This is a genomic window from Mesorhizobium sp. BHscii (assembly GCF_053848065.1).
This window is the reverse complement of the sequence record NZ_JBSPKW010000018.1, coordinates 122,234-138,486: the sequence shown is the minus strand read 5'-3', so window position 1 is coordinate 138,486 and position 16,253 is coordinate 122,234. Positions and strand designations below refer to the sequence as shown.

The following is a 16,253-nucleotide window of genomic DNA, read 5'->3' as shown; positions in this document are numbered from 1 at the left end:
CTCGACCGGAGCGCTCTCTTTCGACAGTGACGGGATCGGCGGTGCGTCTCAAACACAGTTCGCCACCCTTTCTCCAGGTCTGTCGCTTACGGCAGCCTCATTCTTTGTGACCTGAAGAGCTAGCGGGAAACGATGTCGCGCGAGGGCCCGCGGTCCCCAACAGAGACAGGTGGATAGCACATTGAAGCCAGTCTCTTTGGCGAGCGTGGATGCTCTGGCGCGAACCGTCGCCGCACCGGCGAGGGCCAACGGAAAAATGGTGGATCAGTTTTGACCGAGATACCTATAGACACCCGCACCGATGGCGACCGCTCCTAATGTAATCAATGAGGGCGCTCCCATCAATTTGGCAACAATTCCCCAACAAATGGCAATTGCGATGGTGCCGGCCGTCCCAAAAAACCATTCTAGGCCATTTCCGCATCGCCCATCCCCCTCGATGTTCCGAAGCGTCGCATGAATGCGCACGACGTTATAGGTCGGCGCAGTCGCATTCAGGACAACGTGTGTTCTGCGCCGAATGCAGTATTCGGGTCGCATAGGCGCAACCAAGGTGGCTGGCGTCTATCGCCTCAGCGAGTAGACACGGTCCGTGTTTTCGCTATCTATCGGCAGCGACATGTCGTCATCCAGCAGCCGGGTGATCCGGGCAAAGCCCGTAAAAGCCTTTCTTGCTTCCTCGGCAGACATCTGGCCCGCCAGAGCCGCAGCGCAGCAGTTCAGCGCGCATTGATACACCGGGCCGCGCCGCCCTTTCGGCCAGTGGCGCAAGAACGTCATCGCGTCGCTGACACTGTCGATTTCTTCGACAGGTTTTCCCTGCCCACGTGAAATTCGCACCGGCGTAAAGAACTGCAGGCGATTCATCTTTTCCTCCCGTCGATCGCGATGCGTTCGATCGAACTTAGTTAAATTCACGGCCAGCCAATTGGTTCCCGGCAAAACGCCCACGGCCTTGGAAATGGTCGGCTGGTGAATCGCCAATCATCGCCCGACTTCTTGCCGTTGCGGAACGTTCGGGGGGGTGATGCATTTCGACTTCAGCGATGATGTTTGAGGGAAATGCCAGCCTATGAGAATAGCCCATGTGGCGCCGCTCCATGAATCCGTGCCGCCCCGGCTTTATGGAGGTACGGAGCGCATTGTCTCCTATCTGACCGAAGGATTGGTCGAGCTTGGCCATGACGTAACCTTGTTCGCCAGTGGCGATACACAAACGTCGGCAAAATTGGTGCCGTGTCGCGAGCGTGCGCTGCGTCTTGACCCACGCCCGCTGAAATCCGAGACAGCCGCGCACCTTTCGATGCTTTCCGAGGTAAGGAAACGAGCTCATGATTTTGATATCATTCACTTCCACCTCAGCCATTTCCTGCATTTTTCCTTCTTCGAGCATATGCCCGAGCGGACGGTGACGACGCCGCATGGCAGGCTCGACTATGTCGATCTGGCGCCGGCCTATGAGCGTTTTCCGCGCTTTCCGATGATCTCCGTATCCCGTAGCCAAAGCACGGGGCTCGCCAACGCTAACTGGCTGACGACGATCCACCACGGGCTGCCGACCGAACTCTACAAACCGGTTTTCGAGACGAGCCCAGGGGAGCCCTACCTCGCCTTCCTTGGCCGGATGTCGCGCGATAAACGTCCGGATCGTGCCATCGAGATCGCGCTGCGCTCGGGGCTGAAACTGAAGCTTGCGGCAAAGATCGGCGACGACGACCGCGCCTATTTCCGAGAGGTGGTCGAGCCGCTGGTCGACGGTGACCGTGTCGACTATGTCGGCGAGATCGAGGAGGATAAGAAGGCGGAATTCCTCGGCAACGCGGCCGGCCTCGTATTCCCGATCGACTGGCCAGAGCCGTTCGGTCTTGCCGTCATAGAGGCGATGGCCTGCGGCACGCCGGTGATCGCCTGGAACTCCGGCGCGATGCCGGAAATCGTCGATCAAGGCGTGACCGGTTTTATCGTGGATTCCATGGAGGGCGCGGTCGCCTCGGTGCCGGGCATGCTGCGGCTTGACAGGCGGAAGGTGCGAGCTGTCTTCGAAAGGCGGTTTTCCGCCGAAAGAATGACCCGCGACTACGTTTCCGCCTATGCGCGCCTGATCGGCGCCTCGGCCGAAGCAAGAGCGTTGTGAGCGGCATTACCTCGGGGGGCGAAACGAGAGAGATATGTAGCGAATGGCCCAACTCGACGAGCGCAAGCTTGATCCTGCGGTAGCACTTGCGTCCCTGGACGCCACCGCACCTCGAGAGCCGCATCGGCTGTTCGCCCTCAAGCGAGGCGATTGCTTTGCCGTGGCCGACGCCTACGGCGATATCCGCGGCGCCGGCGACGGCTTCTTCCGTGACGACACCCGAGTGCTTTCGGAATTCCGGCTGACCGTCGGAGGCCGGCAGACATCGCTGCTCGGTGCGTCGCTCAGCCAGGACAATGTGCTCTTCACCTCCAACCTGACCAATCTGCCGATGCAGAGCGCCCGCGGCCGGGACATCCCGCAGGGCGCGATCCATATCGAACGCGTAAGGCTGCTTTGGCAGGACCGGTTATTTGAACGCATTACCCTTTCCAATTACAGCCAGGACCACTCCACTATCCGCGTTTCGCTGCATTTTGCCGCCGATTTCCGCGACATGTTCGAAGTGCGCGGCTCGACAAGGCTGAAGCGCGGCATGGCCCATGCTGCCGAGACGGATGCGACCTCCGTCCTGCTTCGCTACGACGGGCTAGACGGGCTGGCGCGGATGTCGGCGATATCGTTCTCGCAGGCGCCGAACCAGCTGACGGCCGACCGTGCGGACTTCCTGATTGCCGTGACGAGGCGCAGCAGCAAGGTGCTGTATGTCGAGGTCGGTCCCGGAGTGGCGGAAACGCCGAACCGCGATCGGTACCGCGCCGCCGCGGCCCGCGCTCGCTTCGGCATGCGGGCCAAGCGCCGCCATGGTGCCACTGTGCACAGTTCCGGCCGCGTCTTCAACGATTGGGTCGAGCGCGCTCGCGCGGATGTGGCGCTGCTGACGACGGAGCTTACGACCGGACCCTACCCATATGCGGGTATCCCTTGGTTTTCTACGGCGTTCGGCCGCGACGGCGTGATCTCCGCGTTGCAGATGCTGTGGCTCAACCCGGGTTTGGCGCGAGGCGTGCTGGCCTTCCTTGCCCAGCACCAGGCTACGGAGACATCGCCGTTCAGCGATTCTCAGCCGGGTAAGATCATGCACGAGACCCGCAAAGGCGAAATGGCGGCGCTGCGGGAGCTCCCCTTCGGCCGCTACTATGGCGGTGTCGACACGACGCCGCTCTTCATCCATCTCGCCTGCGCCTATGCGGACCGTACCGGCGACATGGCGTTCGTCGACAGCCTGTGGCCGTCGCTCTGCGCTGCGGCCGAGTGGACCGAGGAGGCGAGCCGGCCGACCGGCTTCGTAACCTATCAGCGTGCCGCCGAGTCCGGCCTCTCCAACCAGGGATGGAAGGACAGCATCGATTCCGTCTTCCATGCAGATGGCCGCGTCCCAAAGGGACCGATCGCTCTGGTGGAGGTGCAAGGCTATGTCTTTGCCGCCTTCCGGGGGCTGGCGGCGCTCGCCCGCCGCCGCAGCGAAGGCGACAGGGCCGATCATTGGGACAGCCGCGCCGAGGCCATGCGTGCCGCTGTGGAACGCCATTTCTGGCTGGACGATCTCGGCTTCTATGCCTTGGCGATTGATGGCGCCGGCGAGCCCTGCAAGGTGCGGACGTCTAATGTCGGGCATCTTCTCTATGTCGGGCTCCCCGAGCCGACGCGGGCGAAGCTGGTCGCCGACCAGCTGCTTTCGGCTTCCTTCCATTCGGGCTGGGGGCTGAGGACGCTCGCCGACGATGCTGTGTTCTTCAACCCGATGTCATACCACAACGGCTCGATCTGGCCGCACGACACCGCCATGTGCGGCGCCGGTCTGGCACGCTTTGGCGAGCGCGAAAGCGTGGTCCGGCTGATGAGCAGCACCTTCGAATCGGCTGTCCATTTCAACATGCGGTTGCCGGAACTGTTCTGCGGCTTTACCCGCGCGCCGGGCGAAGCGCCGATCGCCTATCCCGTCGCGTGCCTGCCGCAGGCCTGGTCGGCCGGGTCTGCCTTCATGCTGATGCAGGCCTGCCTCGGCCTGGAGATCGACGGCTGGGACGGCGAACTCCACGTCACCGGTCCCAGGCTGCCGATTGGTATCGACACGCTCACGCTGAGGCATCTGGGCGTTGGCACCAGGAAGGTGGATCTCACCTTCCAGCGTGTCGGCGATAGGGTCGTCGCCTTTCTCGCCGACCGGCATGAGGGCTTGGTGCCGCTCATCGTGCGGACCTAGTTTGGCTTTTCGGAACCGACCGCTGCGCTGCGATTAGCGGAACCGATGGCCCGTCTGAACGTTCCGACGCACGGCAGCTTGTCACGATTGGCCGGCTGCGAATTCGAACAACACACCAACATGGCCACTGATCGGCCTGAGAATCGTTATTCCAATGTCGGACTATGGCATAGAGGTACTCTGGGTTCTAATCATTGCAAGCCTTGGCCTTTCCGCTGTTGCCCTGGTGTTCTCGATATCCCACCGACGCCACATACCAGCGGCCGCATCCACCGCAGGCGAGGACGTGATTTCGGAAGCGGCTCGCACAGTGCTGCGGGAGTTTGAAAAGAACGGCCACTCGGCCGATGCAGCGCTGATCACATGGTCGCCCGACACCTTGCGCAAGATCCTGGCCGAGGATCTGCCGGAGACGCAGGTGATCGTGGTATCCAACCGCGAACCCTACATCCACAACGTCAACGATGACGGCGTCGAACTCTTGGTACCGGCCAGCGGGCTGGTTTCGGCGCTTGAGCCGATCACCCGAGCCTGTGCCGGCACCTGGATCGCCTACGGCGGCGGAACAGCGGACCGTCTCACCGTCGACGAGAACGACCGGGTTGAGGTGCCGCCTGGCAATCCGTCCTACACGCTGCGCAGGGTCTGGCTGACGGAGGAAGAATACCAGGCCTATTATCTGGGCTTCGCCAATGAAGGTCTGTGGCCGCTTTGCCATATCGCCTTCACCCGCCCGATTTTTCGCGCGTCGGATTGGGAGGCCTATGAGGCCGTCAACCGGAAGTTCGCCGATACAGTGGTTGCCGAGGCGCGCAACGAGCGGCCGATTGTGCTGGTCCAGGACTACCACTTCGCGCTCTTGCCGCGCATGATCCGCGAGCGCCTGCCCGAGGCAATCGTCATCACTTTCTGGCATATCCCGTGGCCCAATTCGGAAGTGTACAGCATCTGTCCATGGCGTGAACGGATCCTGGAAGGCTTGCTGGGCAGCTCCATCATCGGCTTCCATACTCAGTTCCACGCCAACAATTTCACCGAAAGCGTCGATCGCTTCCTGGAAAGCCGCATAGAACGGGCGGACGCGGCGATCTCCTATGGCGGGCAAACGACTCTGGTCCACGCTTACCCCATTTCAATAGAATGGCCGGCCGAACTGCTGGCAAGATTGCCGGCCGTCGAGGAATGCCGTGCCCGTGTCCGCGAAAGATTCGGGCTGCCTGCGAACGTCAAACTGTGCGTCGGCGTCGAGCGCCTCGACTACACCAAAGGCATTCTCGATCGCTTCCATGCCTTGGACGAATTGTTCACGCGATATCCCGAATGGGTAGGCAAAGTGGTTTTCCTGCAGGTCGCGGCGCCCAGCCGGGGCACATTGCCGGCCTACCAGCAACTTCATGACGAATGCCTTCGCTATGCCGAAGAGCTAAACCAGCGCTATGGCACCAACAACTACAGTCCTCTCCTGATGGTGGCCGAACATCACTCGCAGGAACAGGTCTACGAGATCTATCGGGCGGCCGACATTTGTATGGTCACCAGCCTGCATGACGGCATGAACTTGGTGGCCAAGGAATTCGTCGCGGCGCGCGACGACGAACAGGGCGTGCTGTTGCTCAGCACCTTTGCCGGCGCTTCGCGCGAACTTCTGGAGGCATTGATCGTCAATCCCTACGACACGGCCATGACGAGCGAAGCGCTGCTGCAGGCGCTGACCATGACGCCGGAGGAACAGCGCGAGCGTATGCGGCCCATGCGCGAGATGGTCCGCGACAATAACGTCTATCGCTGGGCCGGCAGCATGCTTCTGGATGCGGCCCGCCTTCGCAAGCGTGGCGACCTCGACCGGGTGACGGGCAACGGCGAGCGGCCATCGAACAACAATGTCATTTCCATGTTCGAGCGGACAAGAAAGGCAGTGTCGTGACGAGCATGCCGGCCCTTGTCGCGCGTCCTCAACGAAAGACCGGTGGACCTGGTGATCCTCGACATGCTGGCAGCGTTCCTGCAATCGCCGTAGCAGATCCTGAGCCGCCAGCAGCTGCTCGCCGCCAGCAGATTCACGACGAAGAGGTGTTCGACCGCAGTATCGACGTGCAGAAATAGCGACTGCGCCGCAAGCTTGAGGTCAACCCGAGCGAGCCGAAGCTCGTTGTCACCGAGCGCGGCGCTGGCTGCGTGTTCGCTGCCTCAGTCGAGGTGCTGTGACGTTGCCGCAGGCACCGCGTTCATGGCGGGGTGCAATATGAACGTTCATCGCCTCAGCGCATGCACGCTATCAATATTTTCGCCGCCCATCGGCAGTGTCATGTCGTCGTCGAGCAAGCGTGTGATTCGGGCGAAGCCCGCAAAAGCCTTCCTTGCTTCCTCTGCCGACATCCGTCCCGCCAGAGCCGCAGAGCAGCAATTCACCGCGCACTGGTAGACTGGCCCACGCCGGCCTATTGGCCATTTACGCAAGAACCCCATCGCTTCGGCTACACTATAAATTTCTTCGGCAGGGCTTTCCTGCCCGCGCGAAATCCGCACAGGCGTAAAGAATTGCAGGCGATCCATCGTTTCCTCCCGGTCGATCGCGACGTGCCTGATCGAACCTTGTTAAATTTACGGCTGACCACTTGGTTCCGGCAAACAGGGCCCGATGCTAAAAAATGAGGCCGGGCCAAGACGAAGTCTCTCATATCGTTCGACCGAAATCGAATCACCAAACGTGACAAGGGTGCGACGAACCGTTGTGCGCCGATAAGTGCGGCTTTCATCGAATGCCTATAAGGCCAAAGCCGGCAAACCAAGCGGTTGCCGGTTCCCTCGCGTCGAGGCTCTCTACAGGAAACGGGCGAGTTCCGCCGGAGCCGGGACGGCGAAGGCATGACATAATTGTCCCCTCCTCCCCTAGCTTGTGGGAGAAGGAGAAGCCTACCCGCCGACCATCTCCGCCAATTTGCGCACTGTGTTCCAGTTGCGGGATGTGCCGACACCGAGACGTTTATGGCTTGTCGCCGCAAGCAACCGCGAACTTGGCGTCTCGCGGGAAAAGAAGATCCAGATGTCGCCGCCGACGGCCTGCATTCGCTCATCGTTGCCGACATAGGCCTCCAGCGCCGCGAGGGCCTCAGCGGGAACGGGCTTGCGCATCACGCGCACCGCTACCTGATCCGCCGCGGCAGCCGATTCGGCGGGAAACGGATTGCCGGCCGCAAGCTTCAACCAGTCATCCGCGCGGCGCACGATGATGTCGACATGGCGGCCGAAGGTCTTTTCGAACGCCGTCTCCAACCGGCGCTCCAGCGCGGCAATTTCTGTCTCTTTCGTCTCGAAGACCAGATTGCCGGTCGCCACCAGCGTGCGCGGGTTGTACAGCCCAAGGCCTTCTGTCATGGCCCTGAGATCGGACATGACGAGACGTCGCCCCTCGCCCAGAACGATGCTGTAAAGCAGAGCGACGTAAGTTTGCATGACGGCCGGTGGCAGCCTAGACCAGCCGCGACTGTTCCACCGCGGCCTCTATGAAGCTGGCAAACAGCGGGTGCGGGTCGAGTGGCCGGCTTTTCAGCTCGGGATGATACTGCACGCCGATGAACCAGGGATGGTCGGGGTATTCGACCGTTTCCGGCAGCACGCCGTCGGGCGACATGCCGGCAAAGACCAGGCCGCAATCCTCGAGCCGCTCCTTGTAGTCGACATTAACCTCATAGCGGTGGCGGTGGCGCTCGGAAATCTGCGTGTCACCGTAGATGTCGGCGATTTTCGAACCCCTGGCGAGGTCAGCCCGATAGGCGCCGAGCCGCATGGTGCCGCCGAGGTCGCCAGTTTCCCTGCGCTTCTCCAGCATGTTGCCCTTCAGCCATTCGGTCATCAGGCCGACGACCGGTTCCTCGGTCGGACCGAATTCGGTCGACGAGGCATGCTCGACGCCGGCCAGCGAGCGCGCTGCTTCGATGCAAGCCATCTGCATGCCGAAGCAGATGCCGAAATATGGCACTTTTCGCTCGCGGGCGAACTTCGCCGCCAGGATCTTGCCTTCAGCGCCGCGCTCGCCAAAGCCGCCGGGGACCAGAATCCCGTGGACCTTTTCCAGCCACGGCGCCGGATCTTCCTTCTCGAAAATCTCGCTCTCAATCCAGTCGAGCTTGACCTTGACGTGGTTGGCGAGGCCGCCATGCGACAGCGCCTCGATCAGCGATTTGTACGCGTCCTTGAGGCCGGTATACTTGCCGACGACGGCGATGGTCACCTCGCCTTCCGGATTGTGAATGCGGTTGGACACCGCTTGCCAGGGCTCCATGCGCGGCTTCGGCGCCGGATCGATGCCGAAAGCGGCCAGCACCTCCGAATCCAGCCCTTCATTGTGATAGGCCATCGGCACGTCATAGATGTGCGGGACGTCGAGTGCCTGAATGACCGCGCTCTCGCGGACATTGCAGAACAGCGACAGTTTGCGGCGCTCTTCCCTGGGGATGGGGCGGTCGGCGCGGACCAGCAGAATGTCGGGCGCAATGCCGATGCCGCGCAATTCCTTGACCGAATGCTGGGTCGGCTTGGTCTTCAATTCGCCCGCCGTTGGAATGTAGGGCATCAGCGTCAGGTGCACGTAGACGGCGTTGTTGCGCGGCAGATCGTTGCCGAGCTGGCGGATCGCCTCCAGGAACGGCATCGCCTCGATGTCGCCGACCGTACCGCCGATCTCGCACAGCACGAAGTCATAGTCGTCATTGCCGTTGAGAATGAAGTTCTTGATCTCGTCGGTGACGTGCGGAATCACTTGCACGGTGGCGCCAAGATAGTCGCCGCGCCGCTCCCGCTCGATGATGTTCTTGTAGATGCGGCCTGTGGTGATGTTGTCCTGCTGGTTGGCCGAGCGGCCGGTGAAGCGCTCATAATGGCCAAGATCGAGATCGGTCTCGGCGCCGTCGTCGGTCACGAAGACTTCGCCATGCTGGTATGGCGACATCGTGCCGGGATCGACATTGAGATAGGGATCGAGCTTCTTTATGCGCGCGCGATAGCCTCGCGCCTGCAAGAGAGCCCCAAGGGCCGCTGCAGCGATGCCTTTTCCGAGTGAGGAAACCACGCCGCCTGTGATGAATACATATCGCGCCATGGGAGTCATCGCTTAACGCGGCCGAATTGATTCCGCCAGAGAAAAAACCGCCGCGAAGGCTTTTTCCCAAGAAGGCGCCCTGGTGATGCTCGAACCAAAACAAAAGGGCCGGCGAGACCGGCCCTTTGGAATAGTCCGTTAAGTCGTCAGATGATGACGACCTTGGTGCCCACTTTCACCCGGCGGTAAAGGTCCATGACGTGCTCGTTGATCATGCGGAAGCAGCCATTGGAGGCGCTCGTTCCGATCGACTGCGGCGCGATGGTGCCGTGAATGCGCAGATGGGTGTCTTTCTTGCCGTCGTAGAGATAGATGGCGCGCGCGCCGAGCGGATTTTCGCCGCCGCCGGGCATGCCGTCCTTGTACCGGCCATAATTCTTCGGTTCACGCTTCTGCATCTCGAGTGTCGGGATCCAGCGCGGCCATTCCTGCTTGTCGCCGACCGCTACCGTGCCCTTGAACTGCAGGCCGTCACGACCGACCGCGATCGCATAACGGCGGGCGGTCCATGAGGATTCGACGAGATAGAGGCGGCGCGCGCTGGTATCGATAACGATGGTGCCGGGACTGTAGCCGGTGAATTCGACCTCTTGCGGCACGAACTCCGGCTTCACCTTGAACTGCTTCTTGGCTTCCTTCCTGGCGAGTGCGGCATCGAGAGCGCGGGTCTCGGGGAGCAGCGACATCGACGAGGACGTGCCGCCGAACAGACCGGCGAACAGCCCGACGCTCTGCGGCTTCTGTCCAACCGGCTCGCTGCGCAATTCACCGTTGTTGCCGGTCAACGCGACGTTCATGGTCTCGGCGGAAACCGGCTCGGCCGACTGGATCGGTGCGATGGGTTCGATGATCTTGACGGTCTTCTTAGCCGGCTTTCCGTCGGCCAGCTGGGCAGCGGACTTATCCTTCTTGGCAAGGCTCTTCTTGGCAAGGAACGCCTGCCGTTCCGCGTCGGCCTTGGCTTTGGCCGCCTCGCGCATCGCCAGCTTCCTGGCCTCGAGCGCCTTGGCTCGAGCGGCCTCTTTGTCGGCCGCAATCTTGGCTTCGATCTTGCCGATTTGGGCCAGATCGTCCGCGGTCGGATTTTTCTTCTTCTTGAGGAGCCTTAGCTGCGCCGTATCGCTTTTGGCGGCGACGTTGACAACGTCAGTTGTTACTGCGGTTTTAGAGGCCGAATTACCCGCCGGCATGGCCGCGTAAGCGGGCCCACCAAGGCTGAGCACGGCACAAAGGCCGGCTAATATGAAGCTGCGAAGCTGCATGGCGAAGATCCGATCGTTCAATGCTTGTTGCCCACGGCGTCGCCCGGCGTCCCCCAAGGACGCCGAAAGTGCCGCGCGCAATCTATAATCGATTAATCGAAGACGCCTCAAGCGCCCTGTCGTGCCGTGCCCGGTCGAATCCTCGGGATCGTGCGGCATTTGCCGCGACTGTGTTCAAACAACAACAGATCGCGGCGCCGGACGTCTGCTGGTTACTGGTTCGGAACCTGCGGCGTTACTGGCAGGGTGACGCCGTTTGTGGCCGGCGGCGTGGTCGAATCCGCCGCAGGCGGTGCAGCGGGAGCCGGGGCTGCAGCATCATTGCCGGAAGGCGGCGTTGGCGCTGTATTGCCGGAAGGTGGTGTCGGCGCCGTGGTGCCAGGCAACTGGTTGAGCACGCCGCCCCCGCCGTTAGTCACAGGCACACGATCGAGAATATCGATTGGCTTCTCGCCATAACGGGCGACGATCGACAATGTCAGCGAGGTGGCGAAGAAAGCCGCCGCTAGGATCGCCGTCGCCCGCGTCAGCGCGTTGGCCGCGCCGCGCGCGGTCATGAAGCCCGAGCCGCCGCCGATGCCGAGGCCGCCGCCTTCGGAGCGCTGCAGCAGCACCACGCCGACAAGAGCGAGCACGACCATGAGGTGGACGACGATCAGAACGGTTTCCATAGCTTACCCTGGCAAAGCCTTGCGCGGCCGCGGATCCGGCCGGTGATTTGGAGGCGGCTCAATACAATGCTTTGATGGCATTTCCAAGCCCGTGGCCGGAATATGGGAAGCAGTGCGCCCTTTGCAACGATTTCCCGCTGCGGCACAGCCTATCCGAAGTGCCCGATAGCCTTTCGATGCTACGAGATATTTCGATAGGCTTCGGCGATACCGAGAAAGTCCGCCGCCTTCAGACTGGCGCCGCCGACCAGCGCGCCGTCGACATTTTTCACGCCGAGCAGTTCGACCGCGTTCGACGGCTTGACCGAGCCGCCATAGAGGATGCGCATCTTCGCCGCCGCGCTGCCAAGCTTTTCCGACAGTTTTTCGCGAATATGCGCATGCGCCTCAGCAACGTCGGCGGCGGTCGGCGTCAGTCCAGTGCCGATCGCCCATACCGGCTCATAGGCTATAACGGTGTTCGACGCCGTGGCGTTGGGCGGCACCGAGCCGGCGACCTGGCGCGACAGCACATCGAGCGTCGCGCCCGCCTCGCGCTCGGCTCTTGTCTCGCCGATGCAGATGATGGCTACCAGCCCGGCGCGCCACGCGGCGGACGCCTTGGCCTGAACAATGGCGTCGTCCTCATTGTGATCGGCGCGACGTTCGGAATGGCCGACGATGACGTAGCTAGCGCCCGCATCCTTCAGCATCTCGGCCGAAATGCAGCCGGTATGGGCGCCGCTCTCCTTCGTGTGGCAATCCTCGCCCCCGGCCCGGACCGGCGTGCGCGACAAAATCTCTGCGGCGTGCGCGAGTAGCGTCGCCGGAACGCAGACCAGCGCTTCGGTCTCCGCATCGAGCCCGCTCATGAAGCCGTTGCCGATCATCCTGAGTTCGTTGAGCGAGGCGCTGGTGCCGTTCATTTTCCAGTTGCCTGCGACCAGCGGGCGGATTCCTTGCGTCATGGGATTTGCTTCTCCGGGCAATATTCGGCTGCGTCCTCACTACCAAACTCAGCCCACAAAGCAATCGACAGTGGGCCGGAAGGACGCTATTGCGCTTGTTTCAAACTCGGCGCATGCGAAAATGCGCCAAAAATCGGAAGTGACCATGCTTAGTATCTTGAGAAGCGCGGCCGGGACCTGGGTCGCGAAGGCGCTGCTGATATTGTTGGTGTTGAGCTTTGCCGTCTGGGGCATTTCCGGGCAGATGGTCGGTGGTTTTGCGGGCCACGATGCCGTTATCACGGCCGGAGGCACCAAAGTGTCAATCAACGAGTATCGCCTCGCCTATGATCGCCAGATCAGCGTGATGTCGCAGCAATTCGGCCAGCGCATCAGCCGTGAGCAGGCGACGGCGCTCGGCCTCGATAACCAGGTGCTGGCGCAACTCGTGTCGGGTGCAGTCCTCGATGAGCAGGCGCGCAAGCTCGGGCTTGGGTTGTCCAAGGACCGGCTGGCCCAACTCACGCATGAAGACCCAGCTTTCAAGGGTCCTGGCGGCACCTTCGACCGGAGGACGTTCGAATACATACTGCAACAGGTCGGCATGCGGCCGGAAGACTATCTGAGGAATCGCGCCCAGGTGGCTGTGCGCCAGCAGATTGTCGAGGCGGTTTCGGACGGCCTCAAGGCTCCGGATACTTTCTTGAAGGCAGTCGCGCTCTATCGTGGTGAAGACCGCACCATCGAGTATGTGACCTTGCCGAAATCGCTGGTCGAGCCGATTGAAGCGCCATCCGACACTGCGCTTTCGGCCTATTTCGAGGAAAACAAGAAGACCTACGCGGCGCCCGAATACCGCAAATTCTCCTATGTCAGGCTCGAGCCGCAAGACATCATGGATCCGAGTGCCGTGACCGACCAACAGGTCAGCGACGACTACAACAAGAACAAGGGGCGCTACACCACACCGGAAACGCGCACCATCGAACAGCTCGTGTTCAAAACGCCTGATGCCGCGAAGGCCGCGCTCGATTCACTCAAGACCGGCGCTACCTTCGACAAGATCGTCGTCGCCGAGGGCAAGACGCAAGCCGACACGCTGCTCGGCACGCTGTCCAAGGACAAGATCGCCGACAAGGCAGTGGCGGATGCGGCGTTTGCGCTTAATGTCAACGAAGTAAGTCCGGTCGTTCAGGGCGCCTTCGGTCCGGTGCTGCTGCGCGTCACCGACATCAAGCCCGAAGTGGTGAAGCCGCTGGCCGAAGTGTCCGCAGATATCCGCAGGGATCTGGCGCTGGGCGAGGCAAGCCGCATTCTGTTGGATGTGCACGACAATTACGAAGATATCCGCGCTTCGGGCAGCACGCTCAAGCAAGCGGCCGAAAAACTGAAGCTGAAGGTCGTCACCATCGACGCGATCGATCGCACCGGCCTGAGGCCGGACGGCACCATCGTCAAGGACCTGCCGGAATCGCCGGAACTCATCAAGGCGGTGTTCGACGCCGAACCGGGCACCGAGAATCCCGACCTCACCACCGCCGACAACGGCTTCGTGTTCTACGAGGTGGAGTCGATCACGCCGGCCCGCGACCGCACGCTAGATGAAGTCCGACAGAAGGTGGTAGCCGACTGGACGGCGGCGGAAACGACCAAGCGGCTCACCGCAAAAGCGGACGAGCTCGAAAAGCGTCTCAAGGCCGGCGCCACGCTCGACGTGATCGCGAGCGAGCTCAAGCTTGAGAAGCAGACCAAGCGCGGCGTCAAGCGCGAGGCGGACGACGTCGATTTCGGCAAGGAAGGGGCGGCTGCGATGTTCGGCGAAGGCGAAGGCGGGATCGGATTGATCCCCTCGCCCACCGGCGACGGACAGATCCTGTTCAAGATCGCCGAAGTCTTCGAACCTGCCGGAGCCGACGCCAGCTCGGTGCCGGACGACGCGCAGAAATCGTTCACCGCCGGCATGTCCGACGACCTGCTCGACCAGCTGGTGGCGCAGCTGCAGACGCAGTACGACGTTCGCATCGACCAGACCGCCGTTGCCCAAGCCCTGACCAGATGAGCGCGCTCAAGACCCATATCGCCAAGGTCGCCACCGGCAACTCCCTTTCCTTCGAGGAGGCGCGCGAGGCCTTCGACATCATCATGTCGGGCGACGCTACGCCCGGCCAGATCGGCGGCTTCCTGATGGCGCTGCGCGTGCGCGGCGAGACGGTGAGCGAGATTTCCGGCGCCGTCGCCACCATGCGCGCCAAGATGCTGCGCGTCGACGCGCCCGCTGGCGCGATCGACATCGTCGGCACCGGCGGCGACAATTCGCACAGCGTCAACATATCGACCGCATCCGCCTTCGTCATCGCCGCCTGCGGCGTGCCGGTGGCCAAGCACGGCAATCGCGGACTATCCTCGCAGACCGGCGCCGCCGACGTGCTGACCGCGCTCGGCGTCAAGATCGATATCCCGCCGGAAACGATCGGCCGCTGTATCCACGACACAGGCGTCGGCTTCATGTTCGCGCCGGCGCATCATCCGGCGATGAAGCATGTCGGCCCGATCCGCGTCGAGCTCGGCACCCGCACCATCTTCAACCTGCTTGGCCCGCTCTCCAATCCGGCCAGTGTGAGCCGGCAGATGGTCGGCGTCTTCTTGCCTGAATGGATCATGCCGGTGGCCGAGACGCTGAAGGCACTGGGCGCCGACCACGCCTGGGTCGCCCATGGCGACGGCTATGACGAGATCACCACCACCGGTGAGACCCAAGTGGCCGAACTGGTCGGCGGCGAGATCCGCAGCTTTTCACTGACCCCGGAAGCGGTCGGGCTGAAGCGGCACACCAAGGACGAGTTGCGCGGCGGCGACGCCGCCTACAACGCCCAGGCGCTGCGCGATATGCTGGGCGGCGCTGCCGGCGCCTTTCGTGATACAGTGCTGATGAACGCCGGCGCCGGACTGGTGGTGGCGGGCAAGGCGACGACGCTTGCCGACGGCATGGCCACGGCAGCGCAAGCCATCGACAGCGGCCGGTCGCTGAAAGTGCTCGACCGGCTGGTCGAGATTTCGAACGGATAGAGCCGTGTCTGATATCCTGCGTAAGATCGAAGCCTACAAGCGCGACGAGATCGCTGCGGCGAAGGCGCGCGTGCCGCTTGCCGAGATCAAGGCGCGGGCGAAGGACACCGACGCAGCGCGCGGCTTTCTCTCGGCTCTTGAAGCCAAGCGCAAATCCGGCAGCTTCGCGCTGATCGCCGAGATCAAGAAGGCGAGCCCGTCCAAGGGCCTGATCCGCGCCGATTTCGATCCGCCGGCACTGGCCAGGGCCTATGCGAAAGGTGGTGCTGCCTGCCTTTCCGTGCTGACCGACGCGCCGTCCTTCCAGGGCGCGCCTAAATTCCTCACCGATGCGCGCAACGCCGTGACATTGCCCGCTTTGCGCAAGGATTTTCTGTTCGAGCCCTATCAGGTGTTCGAAGCCCGTGCGTGGGGCGCGGATGCCATCCTGATCATCATGGCGAGCGTCGATGACGCCGTGGCCAGCGAACTCGAAACGACGGCGTTCGAACTCGGCATGGACGCACTGGTCGAAGTGCATGACGAGGCCGAGACGGAACGCGCGCTGAAACTGTCATCGCGGCTGATCGGCATCAACAACCGCAATCTCCGGACGTTCGAAACCAGCATCGAGACCTCGGAGCGGCTCGCGAAGATGGTGCCGGCAGACCGCCTGCTGGTCAGCGAGAGCGGTATTTTCTCGCACGAAGACTGCCGCAGGCTGGAACGGAGCGACATCGGTACATTCCTCGTCGGCGAGAGCCTGATGCGGCAACAGAATGTGGCCACTGCAACGCGCCTGCTTTTGACGGGCAAGGCGCCGGCTCATGCATCGGCCCGAAGATCGGAATCGATTTTTGGAGAGCACGATGCATAGTTTCAAAGGGTTAGAGAGTACTTTGCGCGTCCAA

Annotated in this window: 13 protein-coding genes; 6 read left to right on the top strand and 7 right to left on the bottom strand. The window is 62.2% G+C overall.

Annotated elements, in window-relative coordinates; all coding sequences use genetic code 11:
- Window positions 1-564 precede the first annotated feature (564 nt).
- Window positions 565-867, bottom strand: coding sequence for a DUF982 domain-containing protein (locus ACWTU7_RS23075; protein ID WP_455840468.1), 303 nt, complete (start codon window positions 865-867; stop codon window positions 565-567).
- 205 nt (window positions 868-1,072) lie between these two features.
- Between ACWTU7_RS23075 and ACWTU7_RS23070 the strand changes: the two genes are divergently transcribed.
- The 3 genes from ACWTU7_RS23070 (at window position 1,073) to ACWTU7_RS23060 (ending at window position 6,264) form a co-directional block, all read left to right on the top strand.
- Window positions 1,073-2,134, top strand: coding sequence for a glycosyltransferase family 4 protein (locus ACWTU7_RS23070; protein WP_455840463.1), 1,062 nt, complete (start codon window positions 1,073-1,075; stop codon window positions 2,132-2,134).
- Between the two features lie 43 nt (window positions 2,135-2,177).
- The gene (locus tag ACWTU7_RS23065; RefSeq protein ID WP_455840462.1) at window positions 2,178-4,340 is read left to right on the top strand and encodes an amylo-alpha-1,6-glucosidase; all 2,163 of its coding nucleotides are present in this window, start codon (window positions 2,178-2,180) and stop codon (window positions 4,338-4,340) included.
- Between the two features lie 154 nt (window positions 4,341-4,494).
- Complete coding sequence (locus tag ACWTU7_RS23060; protein WP_455840461.1) at window positions 4,495-6,264, top strand: alpha,alpha-trehalose-phosphate synthase (UDP-forming); 1,770 nt, start codon at window positions 4,495-4,497, stop codon at window positions 6,262-6,264.
- A 326-nt stretch (window positions 6,265-6,590) separates the two neighbouring features.
- Here the strand turns inward: ACWTU7_RS23060 and ACWTU7_RS23055 are convergent, their stop codons facing one another.
- The 6 genes from ACWTU7_RS23055 to tpiA all read right to left on the bottom strand — a co-directional run bounded on the left by ACWTU7_RS23055 (window position 6,591) and on the right by tpiA (window position 12,318).
- The gene (locus ACWTU7_RS23055; protein WP_128343026.1) at window positions 6,591-6,893 is read right to left on the bottom strand and encodes a DUF982 domain-containing protein; all 303 of its coding nucleotides are present in this window, start codon (window positions 6,891-6,893) and stop codon (window positions 6,591-6,593) included.
- 360 nt (window positions 6,894-7,253) lie between these two features.
- Window positions 7,254-7,793, bottom strand: a complete 540-nt coding sequence (locus ACWTU7_RS23050; RefSeq protein WP_127209204.1) for a DUF1697 domain-containing protein — start codon at window positions 7,791-7,793, stop codon at window positions 7,254-7,256.
- Window positions 7,794-7,809: 16 nt separating this feature from the next.
- Entirely contained in the window at window positions 7,810-9,447 is a 1,638-nt protein-coding gene (locus ACWTU7_RS23045; protein WP_095520383.1) for a CTP synthase, read from the bottom strand.
- 137 nt (window positions 9,448-9,584) lie between these two features.
- Window positions 9,585-10,700, bottom strand: a complete 1,116-nt coding sequence (locus tag ACWTU7_RS23040) for a L,D-transpeptidase (RefSeq protein WP_455840467.1) — start codon at window positions 10,698-10,700, stop codon at window positions 9,585-9,587.
- Between the two features lie 212 nt (window positions 10,701-10,912).
- Window positions 10,913-11,371 (bottom strand): preprotein translocase subunit SecG, encoded by a 459-nt coding sequence (secG, locus tag ACWTU7_RS23035; RefSeq protein WP_455840460.1) that lies wholly within the window; start codon window positions 11,369-11,371, stop codon window positions 10,913-10,915.
- 179 nt (window positions 11,372-11,550) lie between these two features.
- Window positions 11,551-12,318, bottom strand: coding sequence for a triose-phosphate isomerase (gene tpiA, locus ACWTU7_RS23030; RefSeq protein WP_455840459.1), 768 nt, complete (start codon window positions 12,316-12,318; stop codon window positions 11,551-11,553).
- A 145-nt stretch (window positions 12,319-12,463) separates the two neighbouring features.
- Between tpiA and ACWTU7_RS23025 the strand changes: the two genes are divergently transcribed.
- Genes ACWTU7_RS23025 through trpC form a run of 3 tightly spaced genes read left to right on the top strand, consistent with a single transcriptional unit; the run spans window position 12,464 to window position 16,219 of the window.
- Entirely contained in the window at window positions 12,464-14,356 is a 1,893-nt protein-coding gene (locus tag ACWTU7_RS23025; protein WP_455840458.1) for a SurA N-terminal domain-containing protein, read from the top strand.
- Window positions 14,353-15,363 carry an anthranilate phosphoribosyltransferase gene (gene trpD / locus ACWTU7_RS23020; RefSeq protein ID WP_029352738.1) on the top strand — a complete coding sequence of 337 codons (1,011 nt, stop codon included), beginning with the start codon at window positions 14,353-14,355 and terminating at the stop codon, window positions 15,361-15,363. Before ACWTU7_RS23025 ends, trpD begins: the two co-directional genes overlap by 4 nt.
- 4 nt (window positions 15,364-15,367) lie before the next feature.
- Window positions 15,368-16,219 carry an indole-3-glycerol phosphate synthase TrpC gene (gene trpC / locus ACWTU7_RS23015; RefSeq protein WP_455840457.1) on the top strand — a complete coding sequence of 284 codons (852 nt, stop codon included), beginning with the start codon at window positions 15,368-15,370 and terminating at the stop codon, window positions 16,217-16,219.
- Window positions 16,220-16,253 lie beyond the last annotated feature (34 nt).

What these genes read in the sequence shown, in the direction of transcription:
- ACWTU7_RS23050 (WP_127209204.1), bottom strand. Translation starts at nt 7,793, where the DNA reads ATGCAAACTTACGTCGCTCTGCTTTACAGCATCGTTCTGGGCGAGGGG.
- secG (WP_455840460.1), bottom strand. Translation starts at nt 11,371, where the DNA reads ATGGAAACCGTTCTGATCGTCGTCCACCTCATGGTCGTGCTCGCTCTT.
- ACWTU7_RS23025 (WP_455840458.1), top strand. Translation starts at nt 12,464, where the DNA reads ATGCTTAGTATCTTGAGAAGCGCGGCCGGGACCTGGGTCGCGAAGGCG.
- tpiA (WP_455840459.1), bottom strand. Translation starts at nt 12,318, where the DNA reads ATGACGCAAGGAATCCGCCCGCTGGTCGCAGGCAACTGGAAAATGAAC.
- ACWTU7_RS23045 (WP_095520383.1), bottom strand. Translation starts at nt 9,447, where the DNA reads ATGACTCCCATGGCGCGATATGTATTCATCACAGGCGGCGTGGTTTCC.
- ACWTU7_RS23065 (WP_455840462.1), top strand. Translation starts at nt 2,178, where the DNA reads ATGGCCCAACTCGACGAGCGCAAGCTTGATCCTGCGGTAGCACTTGCG.
- ACWTU7_RS23060 (WP_455840461.1), top strand. Translation starts at nt 4,495, where the DNA reads ATGTCGGACTATGGCATAGAGGTACTCTGGGTTCTAATCATTGCAAGC.
- ACWTU7_RS23070 (WP_455840463.1), top strand. Translation starts at nt 1,073, where the DNA reads ATGAGAATAGCCCATGTGGCGCCGCTCCATGAATCCGTGCCGCCCCGG.
- trpD (WP_029352738.1), top strand. Translation starts at nt 14,353, where the DNA reads ATGAGCGCGCTCAAGACCCATATCGCCAAGGTCGCCACCGGCAACTCC.
- ACWTU7_RS23055 (WP_128343026.1), bottom strand. Translation starts at nt 6,893, where the DNA reads ATGGATCGCCTGCAATTCTTTACGCCTGTGCGGATTTCGCGCGGGCAG.
- ACWTU7_RS23040 (WP_455840467.1), bottom strand. Translation starts at nt 10,700, where the DNA reads ATGCAGCTTCGCAGCTTCATATTAGCCGGCCTTTGTGCCGTGCTCAGC.
- ACWTU7_RS23075 (WP_455840468.1), bottom strand. Translation starts at nt 867, where the DNA reads ATGAATCGCCTGCAGTTCTTTACGCCGGTGCGAATTTCACGTGGGCAG.